Here is a 21555-nt window from a genome sequence, read left to right on the forward strand (position 1 = left end):
CGCTTCGCGCGGCGCTGCAACAACCTATTCCGCCGGTGCCGCCAGCGGACGCGGCTCGGATCGCCGCCGCAGGCGGTCGATCAGGAGGTAGATCACGGGCGTCGTGTACAGCGTCAGGATCTGCGAGACGAACAGGCCGCCGATGATGGTGATGCCGAGTGGGCGGCGCAGCTCCGTGCCGGGGCCGGTCGCGATCACCAGCGGAATGCCGGCAAACAGCGCCGCCATGGTCGTCATCAGGATCGGGCGGAAGCGCGCCTGGCAGGCCTCGAAGATCGCCTCGGCCGAGGACAGGCCGCGCTGGCGCTCGGCATCGAGCGCGAAATCCACCATCATGATGCCGTTCTTCTTGACGATGCCGATCAAGAGGATGATGCCGACGAAGGCGATCACCGTCAGCGGCGTGTTGGTGAGCTGCAAGGCCAGCAGCGCACCCAAGCCGGCTGAAGGCAGTGTCGAGATGATCGTGAGCGGATGGGCGAGGCTCTCATAGAGCACCCCGAGCACGATATACATCGCGACCAGCGCGCCGAGGATCAGGAGCGGTTGACGACCGCTGGTTCTGGCGAAATCGCCGGCATTGCCGTCGAAGCTGCCGCGAATGCCTTCGGGCATGTGCAACTCGTCGACCGCACGCTGGATGTTCTGGGTCGCCGCCTGAAGCGGCACGTCCGGCATCAGGTTGAAGGACACCGTGGTCGATGGGAACGACTGCGAATGATAGACGGCGAGCGCAGCGAGCCCGCGCGTCGCGCGCACCACGGCCGACAGCGGCACCTGCGCATCTCCCGCGCCGGCGACGTAGATGCGATCGAGATTGGAGGGGTCGACCTGGAACTTCGGGTCGATCTCCAGCACAATCATATACTGGTTGCGCTGGGTGTAGATGATCGAGATCTGCCGCTGTGCGAAAGCGTTGTTCAGCGCGTTGTCGATGTCCTGGACCCTGACGCCGAGCGCGGACGCCTTCTGGCGGTCGATGGCGAGCGTCAGTTGCAGCCCGCCGGGATCGCGATCGCTGGAGATGTCGGTGATGCCCTCCACGCTCTCCAGGCGCTTGGCCACGATCGGCGCCCATTTCTGCAGCAGGCCGAGATCGGTGCTGGTGAGCGTATATTGGTAGTCGGAATCGCTCTGCCGCCCGCCGGCGCGCACGTCCTGGGCGGCGAACATGAAGAGGCGGATGCCGGGTACGGGATACAGCGCACGCCTGAGCCGGTCGATCACGACCTCAGTCGACACGTGGCCACGCTCCTCCGGCGGCTTCAGGCTGATGAACATGGTGCCGCGGTTCGAGGTTGCCGGCCCCGGGCCCCCGCCTCCGCTGCCGACGGTCGAGCCGATGCCGGCCACCGCCGGATCCCGCATCACGATCTCGGCGAGCCGCTGCTGCAGGCCGAGCATCGACTGGAACGAGATGTCCGCCGAGGCGCGCGTCGCGCCGATGATGAGGCCGGAATCGTCGGTCGGGAAGTAGCCTTTGGGGACCTTGATGTAGAGCGTCACCGTGAGCGCGATGGTGGCGAAGAACACCAGCAGCGTCAGCAGCGGGAATTCCAGCACGGTGCGCAAGCTGCGGGCGTAGAACGCGATGGTGCGCGACAGCGCGCCTTCGATGATGCGGTCGAACAGCGTTGCCGTGCCGGAGGTGGTCTGCCGGATGTATTGGGCGCAGATCATCGGCGTGACCGTCAGCGACACCAGCGTCGAGACCAGGATGGCGAAGGTCAGCGTCAGCGAGAATTCGCGCAGGAGCCGGCCGACGACGCCGTCCATGAAGATCAGCGGCGTGAAGGCGGCGATCAGCGACAGGCTGATCGAGACCACGGTGAAGCCGATCTGCTTGGCGCCCTCCTGCGCCGCCCGGAACGGCCGCATGCCTTGCTCGAGGTTGCGGAACATGTTCTCGATCATGACGATGGCGTCGTCGACGACGAAGCCGACGGAGATGGCGAGCGCCATCAGCGACAAATTGTCGATGGAGAAACCCGCGACCCACATGCCGGCGCAGGTGCCGGCGAGTGCCAGCGGCACCGAGATGCCGGCCGCGATGGTCGGCGTCAGCCGCCGCAGGAACACGAACACGACGACCATCACCAGGACTGAGGTCGCCAGCAGCGTCCATTGCATGTCCAGCACGCTGGCGCGGATCGTGCCGGTCCGATCGACCAGGGTGGAGATTTCGACACCGGCCGGAATCCACTGCTTCAGCTCGGGGATCAGCGCCTTGACCCGGTCAACGGTGTCGATGACGTTGGCATCGCCCTGCTTGGTGATCTGGATCAAAACCGCCGGTTGCCTGTTGAACCAGGCGATCGAGCGGACGTTGCGGACGGAATCCTCGATGTCGGCGACGTCCGACAGCCGTACGAAATTGCCGCCCGAGCTCTTGATGACGATGTCGCGGAACTCCTTCGCGGTGCGCATCTGCTTGTTCAGCGACAGCGTCTCGCTTTGACGCTCGCCTTCGAAGATCCCGACGGGGCCGAGCGCGTTGGCGGCGACGATCGCGGTCCGCACGTCGTCAGTGCCGATTCCGGCATTGGACAGCGCAACCGGGTTGAGCTGCACGCGCACGGCCGGCTGGTCGGCGCCGGAGATCGACACGTTGCCGACGCCCGGCACCTGGGAGATGCGTTGCGCCAAGACGCTGTCGGCGACGTCGTAGATCGCCGACGGAGAGATCGTCTTGGAGGTCAACGCCAGCACGAAGATGGGTGCGCCGGCCGTGTTCGCCTTGCGGAAACGCGGCAGCGTCGGCAGGTCGCTCGGCAGGTCGACCATCGCGGCGTTGATGGCCGCCTGCACGTCGCGCGCGGCCTTGTCGATGTTGCGGCCGATGTCGAACTGGAGCTGGATGCTGGTCGTGCCGAGGCTCGAGGTCGAGGTGATCTGGTTGATGCCGGCGATCTCTCCCAACCGTCGTTCCAGTGGCGAAGCGACCGTCGCCGCCATCACGGACGGATCGGCGCCGGGCCGGCTGGCGGAGACGAAGATGGCGGGGAAGTCGACATTCGGAACCGAGGCGACGGGCAGGAACTGGTAGGCGACGACACCCAGCAGGAACAGCCCGATCGACAGCAGCGTGGTCGCGACCGGGCGGCGGATGAAGGGCTCCGAGATCGATGCCATCACTGCATCCCCTCGGTCGCGCCGGCGACCGGCGGGCCGCCGGATCCAGCCGGCGGCAGCGCCTGCTCGAGGCGACGGTTGACGCGATCGAGCGCCAGATAGATCACGGGCGTCGTGTAAAGTGTCAGTAGCTGGCTGAGCAGCAGGCCGCCGATGATGGAGATGCCGAGCGGAAAGCGCAGCTCGGCGCCGGTGCCGCTCTCGATCGCGAGCGGCAGCGCCCCGAACAGCGCCGCCAGCGTCGTCATCATGATCGGGCGGAAGCGCAAGAGGCAGGCCTGCACGATCGCTTCATTGGGCGACATGCCCTTCCCGCGCTCGGCCTCGAGCGCAAAGTCGATCATCATGATCGCGTTCTTCTTGACGATGCCCATCAAGAGGATGATGCCGATCAGGCCGATCACCGAGAGGTCCTGTCCGCACAACATCAGCGCCAGGATGGCGCCGACGCCGGCTGAGGGCAGCGTCGACAGGATCGTGATCGGGTGGATATAGCTCTCGTAAAGCACCCCTAACACGATGTAGATCGTGATGACGGCGGCGAGCAGCAGCCAGGGCTGGCCGGCGAGTGCCTTGGCGAATTCGGCGGCATCGCCGGCATAGACGCCCACGATGCTGCCCGGCAAGCCGATGCGGGTCTCGATCACCTTCACGGCTTCGACGGCGTCGCCGAGCGCCGCGCCCGGCGCCAGGTTGAAGCTGAGCGAAACCGACGGAAATTGCGCCTGGTGCGAGATTGCGAGCGGCGCCGTGGTCCGCTTCAGCGTCGCCACGGCCGACAGCGGCACCTGGGCATTGGGCGCGCCGGCGGTGGCGCTCGCGGCACCCGGCAGATAGAGCTTTGACAGGACCGAGGGATCGCGCTGATACATCGGTAGCGCCTCCAGCACCACGCGGTACTGGTTGGCCTGACCGTAGATGGTCGATATCTGCCGCTGAGCGAAGGCATCGTTCAGCGTGTCGGTGATTGCTTGCAGGCTGACGCCGAGCTGGCCGGCGCGGGTGCGGTCGACATCGAGCTGCGCCCGCAGCCCCCCCTCCTGCGCCTCGGAGGAGACGTCCCGGAACAAGGGATCGCGCCGCATCTCCGCAACCAGCTTGCGCGCCCATTCCGAGACCAGCGTCGCATCGGTGCCGGTCAGCGTGTACTGGTATTGCGAGCGGCTCGACTGGGTCGAGATCTGCACGTCCTGCACCGGCTGGAAATAGACGGTCATGCCGGGGATGCCGGAGACCCGCTCCTTCAGCCTTGTCACGACCACGCTGACATCGTCGCGGCGCTCGCCGCGCGGCCGCAAGCTCATGACGAGGCGGCCGACATTGGTGGTCGGGTTGACGGAGCCCGCACCGATCACCGAGACCACGCCGACCACGTCAGGGTCGGCCCTGATGGCCTCGGCCGCTTCGGCCTGCCGCCTCTTCATCTCCGCAAACGACACGTCGGGCCCCGCCTCCGTCACCGCAGTGATCGAGGCGGTGTCCTGCAGCGGCAGGAAGCCCTTGGGCGCGACGACATAGAGCACCAGCGTCGCAATCAGCGTGGCGAAGGTCACGACCAGGGTGGCGCGCTGGCGCTCCAGCACCCACAAAAGCGATCTGTGATAGGCATCGACGGTACGGTCGATGAAGCGGCTGATCGCGGCCAATCCCGGCACGGCCAGCTCCTCGTGCGCGTGCTTGAGCAGCCGCGAGCACATCATCGGCGTCAGCGTCAGCGAGACCACCGCCGAGGTCACGACCGCGATGGTCAAGGTCAGCGCAAATTCGCGGAACATGCGCCCGACCAGGCCCGACATGAACAGGAGCGGGATGAAGACCGCAATCAGCGACACCGTCAGCGAGATCACGGTGAAGCCGATCTCGCTGGCGCCCTTCCGCGAGGCTTCCATGGCGCCGTCGCCATTTTCCATGTGACGCACGATGTTCTCGATCATCACGATGGCATCGTCGACGACGAACCCGGTGCCGATCGTGAGCGCCATCAGCGACAGATTGTCGAGGCTGAAGCCGGCAAAATACATGATGCCGAAGCTCGTGATCAGCGACAGCGGCAGCGCGACGCCGGCGATCACGGTTGCGCGCAGCGAGCGCAGGAACAGCAGCACCACGAGCGTCACCAGCACGACGGCAAGGACCAGCGTGAATTGTACGTCGCGCACCGAGGCGCGGATGGTGACGGTGCGGTCGGAGACGATGGTGAGGTTCACGCCGGCCGGGATCGCGCGCTGCAGTTTCGGGATCTCGGCGCGGATCTGGCTGACGACGTCGATGACGTTGGCGCCGGGCTGGCGCTGGATGTCGAGGATGACCGCTGGCGTGCCCTGGTACCAGCCGCCGGTGCGGTCGTTCTCGAGGCCGTCGACGATCTGGGCGACGTCGGCAATGGTCACCGGCGAGCCGTTGCGGTAGGCGATGATGACGGGCTTGTAGGCGTCGGCCGCCGCGATCTGGTCGTTGGCGGCGATGATATAGGATTGCTGCGCGCCGTCGAGCGAGCCTTTCGGCCCCGAGACATTGGCATTGGCGATCGCGGTGCGCAGATCTTCCATCGCGATGCCGTAGGCTGCAAGGCGCGCCAGATCGGCCTGGATGCGCACGGCCGGCTTCAGCCCGCCCAGCACGGACACGCGCCCGACGCCGGAGATCTGGCTCAAACGTTGCGCCAGAATGGTGTCGGCGATGTCGCTCATCACCCGCAGCGAGATCGTGTCCGAGCGCAGCGCCAGCGTCATCACCGGCGCATCCGCCGGATTCACCTTGGCGTAGGTCGGTGGGTAAGGCAGCGTCCTCGGCAGCACACCCGCGGCGGCATTGATCGCGGCCTGCACGTCCTGCGTCGCCCCGTCGATATCGCGGTTGAGGTCGAACTGCAGCGAGATCTGGCTGACGCCGAACGAGCTCGTCGAGTTCATCGCCGAGAGCGACGGGATCTGCCCGAGCTGCCGCTCCAGCGGCGCGGTGATCAGCGAGGCGATCACGTCCGGACTCGCGCCCGGCAGCTGCGTCGTCACCTGCACGGTCGGGAAATCGACCTGCGGCAGCGCCGAGACCGGCAGCGCGAAATAGCCGAGCAGCCCGCCGATCAGAAGCGCGATGCCGAGCAGCGAGGTCGCGATCGGCCGGCGGATGAAGGGTTCGGAGACACCCATGGGTTATGCCTGCCGCTTCAAGCGGCTGTTGTCGGGATCATGGCTGCTTGGCTCCACTTTCCGATGCCCCCGGCCCCGGCGCCGGTCCTGTCTGCCCCTTCTGGTCGCCTTCGCTGCTCTTGCGCTTGGCGCGCAACTCGCCGTCCTTGCCCTGCCCGTCCTTCTGGCCTTCGTTGGCGCCATCCTTCTTTTGGGCGTCCGGCGCGCGCGTGCGCTTGCGCGGGGCAAGATCGGCCGACGGAGTCTGGTCGTCGCGGCCGACGATCACCTTGGAGCCGTCGGACAGATTTGCGAAGCCCGTGGTGACCACCCTGTCGCTCGCCGACAGGCCGCTGGCGATCACGGCGTCATGCTCGTTCTGCTGGGTCACCGTCACGGGCTTGGCCGAGACGATGTTGTCCGCGCCGATGACGTAGCTGAAAGTGCCGATCGGGCCGCGCTGCACCGCCGAGGTCGGCACCACCAACGCCTGCGTCAAGGTCTCGACCTTGAGGCGGACATTGACGAACTGGCCCGGCCAGAGCTGGTAATTGGCATTGGGGAATTCGGCCTTGAGCTTGAGCGTGCCGGTGGTCTGGTCGACCTGGTTGTCGATGCCGGTGAGCTTGCCGGTATCGATCACCGTGATGCCGTCATTGCCGAACACGTCGACCGCGAGCGGCCCCTTCGCCGCCGCCGCGTTGACGCGCATGATCTGCTGTTGTGGCAGGCTGAACCACACCGCGATCGGCTGCAATTGCGTGATCACCACGAGGCCCGTGGTGTCGGAGGCATGGATGATGTTGCCCTGGTCGACCAGGCGCAGGCCGACGCGGCCCGAGATCGGCGCCACGATCTTGGTGTAGCTCAGCGTCGCCGCCGCGTTGTCGATCGCAGCCTGGTCGGCCTTGACCAGCGCCTCGGTCTGCGCGACCAGCGCACGCTGGGTGTCGGCCTGCTGCTTGGAGCCGGCGTTGGAGGCGGCGAGCTGCTCGTAGCGCGCGAGGTCGATGCGTTGGTTGGCGAGCTGGGCCTGATCCTGCGCCTTCTTGGCAACCGCCTGGTCGTACTGCGCCTGATAGATCGCCGGATCGATCTCGCCGAGCACGTCGCCCTTCTTGACGTCCTGACCTTCCGTGAAATTGACCGCGATCAGCTTGCCGTCGACCTGCGAGCGCACGGTCACGGTGTTGAGCGCGCGGATCGCGCCGACGCCGTCGAGATAAACCGGCACGTCCTGGATGCGCGGGCTCGCCGCCAGCACCGGCACCGGCAGATCGGGGCGCTGATTGCGGTTGTTCGTCTGCTGCTGTTGCATGACGATCCAGCCGACATAGCCGAGGCCGCCGAGGATCGCGAGCGTGACCAGGGTCATGACGATGCCGCGGCCGCGCGATCTCTTCGCCGTCCCCTCTCCCGCGCCCTGCTTGGTGTCCGGCTTAAAGAGCATTGACCGGTTTCTCCATTCGCGGCTCCCAGCCGCCGCCGAGCGCCTGGTACAGGCTGACGATGGCCAGAAGCCGTGCGAGTTGGGCCTGCGACAGCGCATCTTCCGCCTGGAACAGGGTCAGTTGGGTGTTGAGCACGGTCACGATGTCGGCGGTGCCGGCACGCAATTGCTGCTCGGAGAGATCGAAGGCGCGGCGCGAGGCGGCGACGACGTCACGCTGCAATTGCAGCCTGATCGTGGTCTGCTTGATCGAGAACAGCGCGTTGTCGACGTCGGCGAAGGCCTGGATGATGGTCTTGCGATAGGTTTGCAGCAGCTCGTCCTGCCGCGCCTTGGCCAACTCGAAATTGCCGAGGATCCTGCCGCCGTCGAAGATCGGCTGTGTCGCGCTGCCGACGAGCTGGAAGAAGGCCGCATGCGGCTGGAACAGCGAGACCAGCGCCGAGCTCTGATAGCCGCCATTGCCGGTGAGCTGGATGGTCGGAAAGAACTGCGCGCGGGCATTGCCGATGTTGGCAGTGGCCGAGGCGAGCTGCGCCTCCTGTCGGCGGATGTCCGGCCGCTGCGTCAGCAGCTCCGACGGCAGGCCGGGCGTCACGCGCGGGATCGCGATCCGGTCCAGAGAGCCGCCGTGGACGCGCACGCTCTCCGGCGGCCGCGACACCAGCACGGCGAGCGCATTGATGTTCTGGTCCAGCGTCTGGCGCAACGGCGGCACCAGCGCCTTCTGGTTCGCCAGCACGCTCTCCTGCTGGGCGACGTCGAGATCGGTGCCGGTGCCGGCCCTGCGGCGCTCCCTGACCGCATCGAGGATGCGCTGGGCGCTCGCGATGTTGCGCTGTGAGGTCCTGATGCGGTCCTGCGAGGCCAGCACCTGGAAATAGGCGTTGGCGACGGCGGCGAGCGTAGTCAGCGCGACCGTGTCGCGATCGAAACGGTTGGCGTTCGCCGTCTCCTCTGCCGACTGCAGCGCGTCGCGGTTCTGGCCCCAGAAATCGAGCTGATAGCTCGCGCTCAGCGAGGCCGAATAATTGACAACCTCGCGCCCGCCGATGGACAACCCCGAAGCGCTCGAGCCCGATGTGCGCGAATAGGTTTCTGATCCGCCTGTCGAGACACTCGGCAGCAGCGCCGCGCCGGCCTGCCGCGCCTGGGCGTCGGCCTGGACGATGCGCGCCACGGCCGCGGCGATGTCGAGGTTGACGGTCTGCGCCTCCTCCATCAGCTGCGCCAGCTCCGCAGAGCGGAAGCCGCGCCACCAATCCAGCGACGGCGGCGCATCGCCCCTGCCGGCATATTTGTAGTGCGTGGGAACGTCGAGCGCGGGATCGGGAAGATCCTGGGTCAGCACGCACGCCCCCGAGCCGGCGGCGAGGCACAGCACCGCAATCCATCGCGCCGCGCGCAGCGTCCCGAATGCAGAACCGAGAGACCGCCGCGAGGCGATCACTGGAACTTGCTGTGTCACATCCACCCCCCGCCGGGCAGATCAAGCCGCCGCAACGCTGCCGGATTAACCGATTCGCGGCGGGATGATCGGGAGGCTTTGGACGACGCGCTCACAGTCATGATGCTTTCTGCGGAACTTAAGCTTCATACTAGCCGGGCGCGGAACGGCGGGACAGTGCCGCAATTGCGAGATGCCCGTGCCAACGAGGCGGGAGCGAACCGACTAGAATGCGAAAAGCACCTGTCTCGCAGAGACTTCCTTCATTGCGAAACATTGGGAAACGTAAGCAAGCTTACCAAGATTTCATGTGATATCGCGGCCACACCCTTAGCTTCGCTCTTTATTCCGACCGCGTTGCACGCCTTCAGCTCAGTCCCACCCTCCGGGCGACGCGCAACACTCGTCAATCTTGCCGAAAACGAAGCCGTCCAACGTGCCGATATCTCTTGGGCCGTCACCGCAGTCCACCTGTCCTGTCGCGACCCGTCTCGCCAGTGGCAAGAATCGGTCGCGACAGTGCTGATCGGGAGCGCAATCGTTTCGTGCCCTGGCCGGGGTTCGGTCGTTTCCTCCTACCGATATCCCGCCTCGCGGCCGCGCGCATCAGCGCCGGTCTCGTCTCGGGCATATCACTGTTTCCGCGGGCGTTTCTGTCGGGTTCACCGCAGCGCAAAAGCCTTCCCCTTTGGCCTCCCAAGCACTAGGTTCGGGCCAAAGCCGATCAACCCCTTGGTAGTGATTTCCCCCAACATGACCATTCGCAACGACGTTGTCGAAGCCATCGGCAACACCCCCCTCATCAAGCTCAAGCGCGCTTCGGAATTGACCGGCTGCACCATCCTGGGCAAGGCCGAGTTCATGAATCCCGGTCAGTCGGTGAAGGACCGCGCCGGCAAATGGATGATCCTGGAGGCCGAGAAGCGCGGCGAGCTGAAGCCCGGCGGACTGGTGGTGGAAGCGACAGCCGGCAATACCGGCATCGGCCTTGCCGTCGTTGCGAGCGCGCGCGGCTACCACACCCTGATCGTGATCCCGGAGACGCAGAGCCAGGAGAAGAAGGACTTCCTGAAGCTTTGCGGTGCCGAGCTGATCGAAGTGCCGGCCCTTCCCTACGCCAACCCCAACAACTACCAGCATGTCGGTCGGCGGCTCGCCGATGAGCTCCGCAAGACCGAGCCCAATGGTGTGTTGTTCGCCGACCAGTGGAACAACCTCGACAACGCCAAGGCGCATTACGAATCCACGGGGCCTGAGATCTGGGAGCAGACCGGCGGCAAGGTTGACGGCTTCGTCTGCTCGGTCGGCAGCGGCGGCACGCTCGCCGGCGTCAGCCGCTATCTGAAGGAGAAGAACAAGAACATCCGCATCGCCTGCGCCGATCCGCACGGTGCCGGCATGTACGAATATTTCAGGACCGGCGATGCCAAGGCGACGCCGGGCGGCTCGATCACGGAGGGCATCGGCCTCAACCGCGCCACCGCGATCGTCGAGACCGCCAAGGTCGACGACGCCTATCTCATTCCCGACACCGACGCCGTCAGTGCGATCTACGAGCTGCTCCAGCACGAAGGTCTGTGCCTCGGCGGCTCGACAGGCATCAATGTCGTCGGCGCGATGCGGCTTGCGAAGCAGCTCGGGCCCGGCAAGACGATCGTCACCGTCCTGTGCGATTCCGGCAGCCGCTATCTGTCGAAGCTGTTCAACGCCGACTTCATGCGCGCCAAGAACCTGCCGGTTCCGGAATGGCTGGAGAAGCGCAGCAACATCAAGCCGCCCTTCGTTTGATCATCGCGCACGTGATCGGGCCGAGGGCGCAGATCCACAAAATCTGCGCAGTTCGACCGGCTCAAGCGACTTGCCCGGTTTCCGAGGCCGCGGCACAATAGTCGCGCCAGAACTTGCGGTAGCCCTCCTCGACCCTGCGCGTGTAGGTTTCGACGTTGCCCGCGGCCGAAGCTGCGATCCGGGCCGGCAATTCCGCGCGCAACTTTGCCAGATGCGCGGGCTGGGCCGCGAATTTGCACGCGATAGCGGCGTAGCCCTCGTCGTCCTCGGCCACCCAGTCGCCGAGACCGACGGCGGCCACGATGGAGCCGCCGGCGCGCGAGGATGCGCCGTGGCCGAGCTTGGCGACGACCGGAACGCCCGCATAAAGGGATTCCCAGGTGCTGACCCCGCCGTTCTGGGGAAACGGATCGAGCGAAATATCGACCAACGCGAAGGCTCGCAGATGATCGGCGCGCTCGGACGAGCCGAGGCAGGCGATCCTCTCCTCGGCAATCCCGTGGGCGACAAAGCGCGCGAGAAGGCCGTCGCGCACCAGGGGATCGTCGAGCAGCGTATGCTTGATGATGACCTTCGATCCGGCCACCTCCCGCATCACGTTCGACCATACCCGGATGGCCTCGTCCGAGATCTTGTTGACGCGGTTGAACACGCCGAAGGTGACGTAGCCGTTGCGAAGCATGGGAAGCTCCGAAGGCGGCACATCGAGGATGGGATCGATCGTGATCAGGCACGGCAGGTCATAGACCTTTTCAGCCAGCAGATGCCGTGCCGATTGCGGAATGAAGACGGGGTCCGCGAGCACGTAGTCCATCGTCCGAAGGCCGGTGCCGGTCGCGTGTCCGAAGCCCGTGACCTGGATGGGAGCCGGCTTGCGGGCGAAGACCTGAAGCCTGTTGCCCGACGAGTGCCCGGACACGTCGATCAGGATATCGACCTTGTCGGCCTCGATACGATCGGCCAGTTCGTCGTCGAACATCTGCCAGGCATCGACCCAGCCGTCTGCCGCCGACTTGAATTCGGCTGTGATCGCATCTCGTGTCGGCGAACACGAATAGCAGACGACCTCGAAGCTGGCATGATCGTGATGGCGCAGCACCGGCAGCAGGCCGAACGCCGCCGAATGATACCAGAATTCGGCGGAAACATAGCCGATCACGATCCGCCTGTCGGGATCGAGCTGCCGAGGGGCGAGCTTCCTCTGCGGCACGCGGGCACCGATCGCCTCGCCCCAGGACTTTCGTGTCGCCTGCTGGATCGTGAAATCGGCGTCGGGGAGAAAGTCCAGATAGTAGATCTTCCGCGCCATCAAGTCTGGATCCGGCGAGATCGCCAGCGCGGCGTCGAGATGTTCGATTGCGGACGCGATTTCGCCCTGATTTGCGAAACAGGAGCTCAGCAATGCCAATGCGATTGTGGAACGTGGATTTTGCTCGAGCAAGGTCGTGCAGGCCAGGATCGCCTGTGCGGTGTTTCCCAGGCTGAGCGAGACCTCCGCCTTGCCCCGCAAGGCCATCTCGAACCGGGGTGAAAGTGCAAGTGCCGCATCGAAGTCCGCCGCCGCCTGTTCCAGCCGCGACAGGGCCGAGTTGAGGCGTCCGCGCTGCGCCAGAATCTTGGCCGAATCGGGCTTGATCGCGAATGCCGCTGCGAGCGCAGCTTCCGCCTCATCGTAGCGCTTGAGTTCGATGCTGACCACGCCCTTGCCGATGAGCGCTTCGACGTGGCGCGGCTGAAACAACAACGCGCGATCAAAGCTCTCCCTGGCGCGGTCAAACCGGAACAGCGCCAGCTCCGCCACGCCACGATTGCAAAGCGCGTCGGCGTAGTCGGGCTTCAGCTTGATGGCGCGATCGTAGACCTCGATGGCCTGTTCGGGCAGGTTCATCTGGAGCAGGATGTTGCCGAGACCGGCCAGGGCCGGCGTAAAATTCGGCTTCAGCGCGATCGCTTTCTCCTGACAGCCGCGGGCCGCTTCCAATTTCTGAAGCACGAAGTAGACGGCCGCGAGATTGCTCTGAGCCTCGTGCGAGCGCGGATCGATCGCAATCGCGCGCTCGAGCAGCTGTTGGGCCTCGTCGAGGCGCCCGCCCTGCTGCACGCTGAGGCCGAGCACGTGCGTGGCGTCGAAATGATCCGGAACGGCTTGCAGGATCTGGCGGCAGAGCGCCTCGCTCTCCGCATATCTGCCTTGGCCATAGGCGCTCGCCGCGGCGGAGATGACGGCGTCGGCCTGCTTCTTCAATTTCTTCTGCAACCGCGCATTCTGGAATGCGCGCGCGCCGACGCTGCTCTGCAAGGTGTCTCTCCGGAAGATGGCCCAAGGCCGAGTCTAACTGATTCGGGGACCGGCCCGGCCGGGCTGCGGGAGCAGAAATCCGTCCGGGATATCCCGGGGTTCGCCAGTAGGATGCGGCTCAGGAGCCGCCAGGTGCGTCCGCCCCGCTGCCCGCAGCGTCGTCGCGTTCAGCGGCAGCGGCACAATAGTCGCGCCAGAACTTTCGGTATCCCGCCTCGAGCTCACGCGTGTAGATCTCGACATTGCCGGCGGGCGAGGCTGCGATCTGGGCCGGCAAGCCCGCGCGCAACTTCGCCAGATACTCCGGCTGCGAGGCGAACTTGCGGGCGATCTCGACATAGCCGTCGTCATCCTCCCCGACCCAGTCGCCGAGGCCGACGGCCGCCACGATGGAGGCGCCGGCACGCGAGGAGGCTCCAATGCCGAGCTTGGCCACGACCGGAACGCCCTTGTAGAGGGATTCCCAGGTGCTGATGCCGCCGTTCTGCGGGAACGTATCGAGGGAAATATCGATCTTGTCGAAGGCCATCAGGTGGGCGTCGCGCGAGGTGGTGCCGAGGCACGTGATGTCCTCCTCCGCAATTCCCTGCGCGATGAAGCGCGCGATCAGGCTATCGCGCAGCAGGGCATCGTCGAGCAAACCATGCTTGAGGATGATCTTCGATCCCGGCACCTCCCGCATGATACGCGACCACACGCGGATCGCATCATCCGAGATTTTGTAGATTCGGTTGAACACGCCAAAGGTGACGTAGCCGTTGCGGAGCATCGGCAGCTCGGAAGGCTGCAGATTCGTCACCGGCTCCATCGTGATCAGGCACGGCAGGTCGTAGATCTTTTCCGGAAACAAATGCCGGGCCGATGGCGGAATGAAGATGGGATCGGCGAGCACGTAATCCATAGTCGGCATGCCCGTGCCCGTCGCGTGTCCGAAGCCGGTGGCCTGGATCGGAGCCGGCTTCCGCGCGAAGCATTGCAGCCTGTTGCCGGTCGTGTGGCCGGAAACGTCGATCAGAATGTCGATATTGTCGGCCTGAATGCGATCGGCGAGCTCGTCGTCGGAAAGGTCCCAGGCGTCGACCCAGACATCCGCCAGCGCCTTGAACTTGGCGGTGTACTCATCCGCGCCCGGCCAGGAGTAATAGCAGATGATCTTGAACTTGGCGTGATCATGATGGCGCAGCACCGGCAGCAAGGTGAGCCCCGCCGAGTGTTGCCGGAATTCGGCCGCGACATAGCCGACCACGATCTGCTTGTCCGGATCGAGCGGCCGCTTCGGCGGCGTCCGCCGCGGCTGCTTGGAGCCGATCCGATCCCACCAGTCGCGTCTTACCGCCTGCTGGAGGGCGAAATCGGCCTCGGCGCGATAGTCCTGCAGGAAGATCTTTCCCCTGATTGCATCCCCATAGTCCGGCCTTATCGCCAGCGCGCGATCGAGATATTCGATCGCCGAGTCCATCTCGCCCTGGTTCGAATAGGCAAAGCCCATCAGCGCCAGCCCCATCTCGGAGCGCGGATTCTGCTCGATCAAAGCCGCTGCCGCCGCCGTCGCCTGGGCGGTCTTTCCCATGACGAGGCAGACCTGCGCCTTGCCCCGGAGCGCAAGCTCGAGCTTGGGCGAGACCGCGAGCGCCGCATCGAAGTCCGCAAGCGCGGGCTCCAGGCGCTGCAGCTCGTAGCTGAGCCGTCCGCGCTGGGCCAGGATCCTCGGCGAGCCCGGCTTGATCGCGAGCGCCATGGCAAACTTGGCCGCCGCCTCCTCGTGGTGCCGGAGCTCCATGGCGACCATACCCAGGCCGACGATCGCCTCGGCGTGGCGCGGCTGAAACAGCAAGGCGCGATCGAAGCTCTCCTTGGCCTTCGTGACCTGCCCCAGCAATATCTCGATCATGCCGCGATTGCAGAACGCGTCAGCGTAGTCCGGTTTGATTTTGATGGCGCGTTCGTGCATCTCGAGCGCCTGCGCGTACTGGCCCAGATGCATCAGCGTGTTGCCGAGATTGGTCAGCCCGACTGCGAAATTCGGCTTCAGCGCGATCGCCTTCTCCTGGCAGCGCCGCGCGTCTTCGAGATTGCCGAGGTCGAAATGCACGGTCGCGAGGTTGTTGTGGGCATCGTGCAGGCGCGGATCGAGCGCGATCACGCGCTCGAGCAGCTCCCTCGCCTCTTCCAGGCGCCGGCCGTCATGGGCGCACATGCCCAGCAGGTGCATGGCATCGACATGATCCGGAAGGACTTTCAGGATCTCGCGGCACAGCGCCTCGGTCTCGGCATATCGGCCCTGGCCATAGGCGTCCGCTGCAGCGGCAATGACGGCGTCGGCCTGCTTCATCAACTTCTTCTGCAATCGCGCATTCTGGAACGCGCGCGCGCCGCCGCCGCTCTTCTGCAAGGTGTATCTCCGGAGGATGCCCTCAGCAGAGTCTAACTGATTCGCGGAGCTTGGCCCGCCGGTCACCGGAGCCCTTCGCCTCCGGGATTTCCCGGGGCCCGGCGCAAGATCCTCCTACGCCACCTCCGAAGCGGCGGCACAATGATCGCGCCAGAACCGGCGATAGGCCGCTTCGACCTCGCGCGTGTAAAGTCCGACGTCGCCAGCCGGCGAGGCTGCGATCCGAGCCGGCAGATCCGCCCGCAGCTTTGCCAGGTGGGCCGGCTGCGCCGCATATTTGCACGCGATCGCGGCATAGCCCGCGTCATCCTCGGCGACCCAGTCCTCCAGGCCGACGGCCGCGACGATGGAGCCGCCGGCGCGCGACGAGGCGCCGCTGCCGAGCTTGGCGACCACGGGAACGCCGGCATAGAGGGACTCCCAAGTGCTGATGCCGCCGTTCTGCGGGAAGGTGTCGAGGGAAATGTCGACCATCGCAAAGGCCCGTAGATGCTCGGGGCGCGAGGTCGAGCCCATGCAGACGACGTTCGCTTCGGCGATGCCCTGTGCCGCGAACCGCGCGATCAGGCGATCGCGCAACAATGGATCGTCAAGCAGCCCGTTCTTGACGATGATCTTCGAGCCCCTCACCGCATGCATCACGTTCGACCACACCCGGATGGCCTCGTCCGAAATCTTGAAGATGCGGTTGAACACCCCGAAAGTGACGTAGCCGTTGCGGAACATGGGAGGCTGCGAAGGCGGAATGTCCAGAATCGGATCGATCGTGATCAGGCACGGCAGGTCATGGACCTTCTCGGCCAGGAGATGACGCGCCGATTGTGGAATGAAGATCGGGTCCGCGAGCACGTAGTCCATGGTTTGAAGGCCTGTCCCCGTGGCGTGCCCGAAGCCTGTGACCTGGATCGGCGCCGGCTTGCGGGCAAAGACATGAAGCCTGCTGCCGGTCGTGTGCCCGGAGACGTCGATCAGAATATCGATCCCGTCGGCCTGGATGCGGTCGGCCAGCTCGTCGTCGGACAATTGTGCGGCATCGACAAAGACATCCGCGAGAGGCTTGAATCTCTCCGTCATCTCGTCCTGTACCGGCCAGCAGGAATAGCAGACGATTTTGAACCGGGCGTGATCATGATGACGCAGCACCGGCAACAGAGAGTACGCCGCCGAGTGGTTCCTGAATTCGGATGCGACGTATCCGATCACGATCCGCCGGTCAGGATCGAGCGGCCGCGGCGCCAGCGTCCTTTGCTGCAGCTTCGCGCCGATCGCGTCCCACCAGTATTTCCGCGCGGCCTGCTGCGCGGCGAAATCGGCCTCCGGCAGGTAGTCCAGCACGAAAATCTTGTATCCGATCGCCTCCGGAAAGTCGGGCGCGATCTCGAGTGCCGCGTCGAGGTGTGCGAGCGCGGTCCCGATATCTCCCTGGTTCACATGGCACGCCGCCAAAAGCGCCAACCCCATCTCGGATTGCGGATTGATCTCGAGCAGCGTCTTGACGCCTGCCATCGCCCGCGCCGTGTTTCCCGCGAGAATGTCGATCTGCGCCCGCCAGCACAGCGCGAGCTCGAGCCGTGGCGATTGCGCCAGCGCCGTGTCGAGGTCCGCGGCCGCCTGCTCCAGCCGAGCTAAACTCAAATTGAGCCGTCCACGCTGCAGCAGAATCCGCGGCGAACCCGGCTTGATCGCGAGCGCGGCGTCGAAGGCGGCGGCCGCTTCCGCGAAGTGCCTGAGCTCGAGGTTGACCATTCCCTTGCCTGCCATCGCCTCGGCGTGCGATGGCTGAAACGACAAGGCTTGCGCGAAGCTCGCCTTGGCGCGCTCGAACTGGCCCGTCATCAATTCCGCCATGCCGCGGTTGCAAAACGCATCGGCATAATCCGGCTTCAGCCTGATCGCCCGCTCGTGCAGCCCGATCGCCTCGTTGCCGAGGCCGATGTGCAGCAGCGTATTGCCGAGATTGGTCAGGGTGATCGGACAATTCGGCTTGAGCGCGATGGCCTTCTCCTGGCAGGCGCGGGCGCCAGCGAATTTCTCCAGCGCGAAATAGACCGCCCCGAGATTGCCGTGCGCATCGGGCGAACGCGGATCGAGTGCAATTGCACGCTCGAGCAGGAATTCCGCCTCATCGAGCCGCCCGCCGTCGAACGCGCGCAGGCCGAGCAGGTGCGTGGCATGAAAATGATCCGGCACCTCCTTCAAGATCTCGCGGCAGAGCATCTCGGCCTCATCAGGCCTGCCCTGCCCGAGTGCCTCGATCGCGAAGGCCATGACGGCGTCCGCCTGCTTCTTCAGCTTCTTTTCCAGTCGCGCATTCTGGTATGCGCGCACGCCGGCACTGCTCTGCAAGGTCTCTCTCCGGAGATGGTCCGAAAAGAGGCAAGCCGATTCGGATGGTGCCAGGCTTGCGGTCAGACCGGCGAGGCCACAGTTTGCCGGGCTCAGCGCAGAATCTGGCTCAGGAACAGCTTGGTGCGGGCGTGCTGCGGGGAGGCGAAAAACTCGTTCGGGGTGTTGGCCTCGATGATCTGCCCGGCGTCCATGAACACGACGCGGTTGGCGACCTCGCGGGCAAAGCCCATCTCGTGGGTGACGACCAGCATGGTCATGCCTTCCTCGGCGAGGTCGACCATGGTGTCGAGCACCTCCTTGACCATTTCGGGGTCGAGCGCCGAGGTCGGCTCGTCGAACAGCATCACCTTCGGGTTCATGGTCAGGGCTCGCGCGATCGCGACACGCTGCTGCTGGCCGCCGGACATCTGGCCCGGGAACTTGTTGGCCTGGTGCGGGATCTTGACCCGCTCGAGGAACTTCATCGCCGCCGCCTCGGCGTCCTTCTTGGGGATGTTGCGGACCCAGATCGGCGCCAACGTGCAATTGTCGAGCACGGTCAGATGCGGGAACAGGTTGAAGCTTTGGAACACCATGCCGACTTCACGGCGGACCGCGTCGACGTGCTTGAGGTTCGGCCCGAGCTCGATGCCGTCGACGACGATCTCGCCCTCCTGGAATTCCTCCAGCGCATTGATGCAGCGGATCAGCGTTGACTTGCCCGAGCCCGAGGGGCCGCAGATCACGATGCGCTCGCCCTTCCGCACCGCCAGATCGATGTCACGCAGGACGTGGAATTCGCCATACCATTTGTTCAGGCCGGAAATCTTGACGATGGGCTCGGACATGGTGGCCTCGATCAGTTGCGGCGGTGGGCGTTGAGGCGGTGCTCGACGAACAAGGAATAGCGCGACATGCCAAAGCAGAACAGGAAGTAGATGATCCCGGCGAAGGCGAAGCCGGTGAACGCCGTCGAGGGCGTCGACCATTTCGGATCCGCGAACGAGGCGCGCAGCGAGCCGAGCAGATCGAACAGTGCCACGATCGAGACCAGCGAGGTATCCTTGAACAGCGAGATGAAGCTGTTGACGAGGTTCGGAATGACGTGCCGCAGCCCCTGCGGCAGCACGATCAGCGAGGTCGTCTTCCACCAGGACAGCCCGAGGGCGGCGGCCGCCTCGCTCTGCCCGCGCGGGATGGCCGCGAGCCCGCCGCGGACGTTCTCGGCCTGATAGGCGCCGGTGAACAGCGCGATGCCGATCAGCGCACGCACCAAGCCGTCGACGGTGAAATTGCCGGGCAGGAACAGCGGCAGCATGTAGGTTGCGAAGAACAGCACGGTGATCAGCGGCACGCCGCGCCAGAACTCGATGAAGGCGATCGAGAAGATTCGGATCAAGGGAATGGTCGAGCGGCGGCCGAGTGCGAGCGCGATGCCGATCGGCAGCGAGGTGACGATGCCGGTGACGGACACCACCAGCGTCACCAGGAGGCCGCCCCACAGATTCGTCGTCACGACCGGCAATCCGCCGCGGTCGAGATCCATCAGCTTGATGACGATGGCGATGGCAATGAAGGTGGCGATGCTCGAGGCCAGAGCCCGCCCGCCGGTGCGAACGCCGCCGCCGAGAACGAAGGCGATCAGGCAGACGATCCCGGCCGTGACGGCGAAATCCGCCCAGACCGGCTGGCCCGTGCCCTGGATAAAATCGCGTAGCCAGGTGAGCGGAAAGATCAGCCAATGGATCACCGTGCCGAGCAGCACGATGAGGCTCCCGAGCACCCACAGCAGCGGACCGACCGCGGAGGTCCTGCTCGAGGTGAGCAGCGCCTGTCCGGCACCGACGATGCTCTCGTCGAACAATTGCAGCAGGCCGGCCGTCCAGCTCAGCCCGAAGCCCTTGATGCCGCCGCCGTGCAGCAGGAAGAACGCCACCACCGGAAAGGCGACGAAGAACAGGCCGGCATTCAGGCTCTTGGCCGGCAGCCGCGGAATGAGCAGCGGCAACAGCAGGACCACTGCGAGCAACAGAGTCAAGTTCACCCGCCAACGCTCGGCCTCGGGATAGAAGCCGTAGATCAGTTGCGGCAGCTTCGCCTGGATGTAGGGCCAGCAGGCGCCGACCGCAAAGCCGGCGTTCTCGGCCAGGCACGCGGTGCGGTCCTTACCGCTCCAGACCGCATCGACCATCAGGAACTTGACGGAGGGAACGATGGTGAACCAGAGCAGCAACGCGCCCACGATCGTCAGCAGGATGTTGGTCGGCGAGTTGAACAGGCGGGTGCGCATCAGGCCGATGAAGCCCGTGGTCTTCACCGGCGCGGGACGCTCGGCGAGCAGGTCCTGGCGGACGAAGCTGGACGAGATGACATCGCTCATGCGCCGAGACTCCGGCTGACGCGCCAACCGTAGACGCTCATGATCGCGCTGGTCAGGAGCGAGATCAGGAGATAGACGCCCATCGTCATGGCGATGATCTCGATCGCCTGCCCGGTCTGGCTCAGCGACGTGCCGGCAAACACCGACACCAGGTCAGGATAGCCGATCGCGACCGCCAGCGACGAGTTCTTGGTGAGATTGAGGTACTGGTTGGTCAGCGGCGGCACGATGACGCGCATGGCCTGCGGCACGACGATGAGGCGGAGCGTGGCGCCGCGGCTGAGGCCGAGCGAGGATCCCGCCTCCATCTGCCCCTTGTGAACGGACAGGATGCCGGCGCGCACGATCTCGGCGATGAAGGCCGCGGTATAGGTCGCCAGCGCCACCGTCAGCGCCACGAATTCCGGGATGATGCGTGAGCCGCCGGCGAAGTTGAACCCCCTCAGCTGCGGCAGCTCGAAGGTGAAGGGCAGACCGAACACCAGCATCGTGGCCAGCGGAAGCCCGAACAACAGGGCCAGCACGGAAGGCCAGATGCGGATCACCTGCCCGCGCTGGAACAGCGCTCGCCTTGCGTAGACGCGCAGCGCCAGTGAGGCGACGATGCCGAGCGCCAGCACCGCCAGGAATGGCGCAAGACCGCTCTGACCAATCGGGCTGGGAATGACGAGGCCCCGATTGCTGATGAAGGCAATGCCGAACAGGGAAATGCTCTGCCGCGGATTGGGCAAGGCCGCGAGCACCGCCAGATACCAGAACAGGATCTGGAACAGCAGCGGCAGGTTGCGGATGACCTCGACATAGATCTCGCCGACCCGCGACAGCAGCCAATTGGGCGACAGCCGGCACAGCGCGACGATGAAGCCGATCACCGTGGCGAAGACGATGCCCACCACGGAGACCACGAGCGTATTCAACAGCCCGACCACGAACACGCGCAGGAACGTATCCGAGCCGGTATAGGAGATCAGGGTCTGGTTGACGTCGAAGCCGGCATTGTTCCTGAGAAAGCCGAAGCCGGCGGCGATGTGCTGGTTCTCGAGATTGGCCCGCGCATTGGAGACGATCTCGTAGCCGATCCAGCCCAGGATCGCCGCGAAGGCGAACTGGACGGCAACGCCGTTCCAGCCTGCCTTGCCGCCCAGAATGCGCCGGATCTTCAACGCGATCTGGGGCGGCGGTTTTCGAGCCTCGGTGCTCATGCCGCTGCC

The 21555-nt window shown here is 65.3% G+C and carries 11 protein-coding genes; 1 reads left to right on the forward strand and 10 read right to left on the reverse strand.

Going from position 1 to position 21555, the window contains the following annotated elements; translation table 11 throughout:
* Positions 1-24: 24 nt before the first annotated feature.
* From P0R31_RS25825 to P0R31_RS25840, 4 genes are read right to left on the reverse strand one after another with little or no spacing between them, the layout of a single operon-like run.
* Positions 25-3132, reverse strand: a complete 3108-nt coding sequence (locus P0R31_RS25825; protein ID WP_275517139.1) for an efflux RND transporter permease subunit — start codon at positions 3130-3132, stop codon at positions 25-27.
* Complete coding sequence (locus P0R31_RS25830; RefSeq protein ID WP_275517140.1) at positions 3132-6281, reverse strand: efflux RND transporter permease subunit; 3150 nt, start codon at positions 6279-6281, stop codon at positions 3132-3134. The genes P0R31_RS25825 and P0R31_RS25830 overlap by 1 nt, the downstream gene beginning before the upstream one ends.
* Before the next feature lie 37 nt (positions 6282-6318).
* Positions 6319-7710: an efflux RND transporter periplasmic adaptor subunit gene (locus P0R31_RS25835; RefSeq protein ID WP_275517141.1), complete on the reverse strand. Its 1392-nt coding sequence runs from the start codon at positions 7708-7710 to the stop codon at positions 6319-6321.
* Positions 7700-9184: an efflux transporter outer membrane subunit gene (locus P0R31_RS25840; protein ID WP_275517142.1), complete on the reverse strand. Its 1485-nt coding sequence runs from the start codon at positions 9182-9184 to the stop codon at positions 7700-7702. The genes P0R31_RS25835 and P0R31_RS25840 overlap by 11 nt, the downstream gene beginning before the upstream one ends.
* Positions 9185-9910: 726 nt before the next feature.
* Here P0R31_RS25840 and P0R31_RS25845 point away from each other — a divergent pair.
* Positions 9911-10945 carry a cysteine synthase A gene (locus P0R31_RS25845; protein ID WP_275517143.1) on the forward strand — a complete coding sequence of 345 codons (1035 nt, stop codon included), beginning with the start codon at positions 9911-9913 and terminating at the stop codon, positions 10943-10945.
* A gap of 61 nt (positions 10946-11006) precedes the next feature.
* Here P0R31_RS25845 and P0R31_RS25850 read toward each other — a convergent pair whose 3' ends face one another.
* The 6 genes from P0R31_RS25850 to P0R31_RS25875 all read right to left on the reverse strand — a co-directional run bounded on the left by P0R31_RS25850 (position 11007) and on the right by P0R31_RS25875 (position 21546).
* The gene (locus P0R31_RS25850; RefSeq protein ID WP_275517144.1) at positions 11007-13244 is read right to left on the reverse strand and encodes a tetratricopeptide repeat protein; all 2238 of its coding nucleotides are present in this window, start codon (positions 13242-13244) and stop codon (positions 11007-11009) included.
* Positions 13245-13362: 118 nt separating this feature from the next.
* Entirely contained in the window at positions 13363-15636 is a 2274-nt protein-coding gene (locus P0R31_RS25855) for a tetratricopeptide repeat protein (protein WP_275517145.1), read from the reverse strand.
* Positions 15637-15750: 114 nt separating this feature from the next.
* Entirely contained in the window at positions 15751-17982 is a 2232-nt protein-coding gene (locus P0R31_RS25860) for a tetratricopeptide repeat protein (protein WP_275517146.1), read from the reverse strand.
* A gap of 92 nt (positions 17983-18074) precedes the next feature.
* Positions 18075-18812 (reverse strand): amino acid ABC transporter ATP-binding protein, encoded by a 738-nt coding sequence (locus P0R31_RS25865; RefSeq protein WP_275517147.1) that lies wholly within the window; start codon positions 18810-18812, stop codon positions 18075-18077.
* An 11-nt stretch (positions 18813-18823) separates the two neighbouring features.
* The gene (locus tag P0R31_RS25870; RefSeq protein WP_275517148.1) at positions 18824-20344 is read right to left on the reverse strand and encodes an amino acid ABC transporter permease; all 1521 of its coding nucleotides are present in this window, start codon (positions 20342-20344) and stop codon (positions 18824-18826) included.
* Entirely contained in the window at positions 20341-21546 is a 1206-nt protein-coding gene (locus tag P0R31_RS25875) for an amino acid ABC transporter permease (RefSeq protein WP_036027974.1), read from the reverse strand. The genes P0R31_RS25870 and P0R31_RS25875 overlap by 4 nt, the downstream gene beginning before the upstream one ends.
* Between the last annotated feature and the right edge of the window lie 9 nt (positions 21547-21555).

This window comes from Bradyrhizobium yuanmingense (assembly GCF_029167105.1).
GTDB lineage: Bacteria > Pseudomonadota > Alphaproteobacteria > Rhizobiales > Xanthobacteraceae > Bradyrhizobium > Bradyrhizobium yuanmingense_A.